Source organism: Candidatus Culexarchaeum yellowstonense (assembly GCF_024707025.1).
Lineage (GTDB): Archaea > Thermoproteota > Methanomethylicia > Culexarchaeales > Culexarchaeaceae > Culexarchaeum.
In genome coordinates this window covers 1-2,003 of the sequence record NZ_JANGFQ010000247.1, presented here as the reverse complement: position 1 = coordinate 2,003, position 2,003 = coordinate 1, and the positions used below count along the sequence as shown (strand labels likewise).

Genomic DNA, 2,003 nt, shown 5'->3' with positions numbered 1-2,003 from the left:
AGAATAGTCCTTTACCTGTATCGGTATGGTATAGGTAAACCTCATCGACAAGCTTATCCTCAAGAAACCTCTTCATAGCGTTAAGCTCAGCACTTGCATTGTAGGGGTTAGTCTTCAAGAATTCGTAGACCCTAATGAAGAATTCATGTTTAGGAGATGCTCTCTTTAATACTTCATCATCAACCATGATGATTCTAGAATCCTCACTAGGAATATTTGGATGTCTAGAGTAGTTTTCAATAATGGAGGTTCCGCAAGTAACAATATGAACATTCATAAACTATACCTCAACAGAATAATATAAATCTTATGATTGATGGAATCGTCCAGCTGCTACTTACAATTCATAAGCTCCAAATCAGACTTATAAATTGTGAAAGCTTATAGATGTTGGGTATGCCTGATTGATCGTTAAGACCGCAACTTAATATATTGTATCTGGCTTCCTAATTTGCGCATTTTGTTAGCTTCATGAAGGTATTGTACTGTAATATTTGAATTTTATCTATATATTTCACATACTAATGTTTCTTGAGTATATGCTATGATGATCTGCTGAGGCTTTAGGGTGAGGGAGAATTACAAATTCAATATAAAGCAGATACTTAACATGAAGACAATAGTGGAAAACTTTAGCGAAATACTAACAGCATCACATCCTTGACTATAGTATTTCGCATAACTTTTTTCTATTCTGTTTCCCTGAGTATATGTTATGGTTAGTCTACTTGAGGATTTGAGGATGGAGGAGATTACAGATCAACATAAGCAGATACCTAAATGGAAAAATAGTGAAAGAACTTTAGTGAAACACTATTCCTGAATAGGCTTGATTAGATTATTTTAGCTTTTGCGTAAGGAGCTTGATGGTGAGGGTATTAGTGATGAGTTGAGGAGTTGGAGTTTTGCTCCTCTTCATGTTCAATCCTCTTTAGCGCTAGTGAGTTGGTTGGTCATTATTGCGGGTCTATGAGGGATATTTATTTGAGGCTGTTTTGAATGTTAATTCCTCCCAGTGTTAAGATGATTTTACATATTGTTAACAGTAAGTTTTTGTCTATTGTTAGAGGATTGTTGTTTTTGGATGAAGTTAGCCTAGTTCTGAGCTTATTGAGAGTCTTCTATCCATAACTGGCTGCGTCGTTTCATCTTCAAAATAGCCTTGAAACAAGATACGATAAGATATATGCATTACAGCTTAGAGAAGTTGAATTAGCAGTTTTAATTCTCTTTATTTGAGATTCAAGCTCTGGATAGACAAGGCAGATTGGTGTTACCAAACTTTCAATTCTCTTTATTTGAGATTCACAAGTATTGATTCGGTAACACATTTAAACCTTTTCCCCTCTTCAATTCTCTTTATTTAAGATCCATAATAAGATTTGATTAGAATGGAACTGGAATTCTACGTATGTGCAAGATCCATAAAATCCAAAACATAATCTAAACGTCAAGAAGCCAACATCATAAACCCTAACATCCCACCTCCTAAACATAAGAAGAAATAACCAAAGAACTAAAATAGTAGTTGGACATGCCCCTTCTCAAGAGGTTGGTTTAGTTAAGGATGTTAGATATCTTTTAATTTTAGATTTAAGCCACTTAGAATTCTTCAGCTAATTCCTGTTTTGATCTTAAGACTCTTAACATAGTCTTCCTTCAGTCTCTCATCATACGTGCGCTTAAGCCACCTCTTAATAAGTTAGCTACAAGCGAGGCTTATAGATAGGTTTAAAGCTGAAGTTTACAAGGTGGAAGTGTTGAAGTTAATTTTATATATGGGGTTAAGAATGCTTCATTAGGTGTGTGTTTTGGTTAGCTTGCTTGTACTGCTTGAGAAGATAAGGGAGTTGCTTGATGAATCACTTAACATTATTGATCAGCGTAGGAAGAGCGTAAAGGGGGAGGAGGAGATTCTCTGGAACGAGTATAGGAGGGATTTAAGGAATACTTATGTTAGGCTACGTATGGTTATGGAGAAAATGTATGCTGATAGGGTGCTT

2 protein-coding genes are annotated in these 2,003 nt (G+C 35.4%); one reads left to right on the top strand and one right to left on the bottom strand.

Annotated features, from left to right (window positions below):
• Positions 1-277 (bottom strand): hypothetical protein (locus tag MRT15_RS12165; RefSeq protein ID WP_304330559.1); only part of this gene is annotated, 277 nt, incomplete at its 3' end.
• A gap of 1,534 nt (positions 278-1,811) precedes the next feature.
• Here MRT15_RS12165 and MRT15_RS12160 point away from each other — a divergent pair.
• The coding region (locus tag MRT15_RS12160) for a hypothetical protein (RefSeq protein ID WP_304330558.1) at positions 1,812-2,003 on the top strand (192 nt) is incomplete at its 3' end.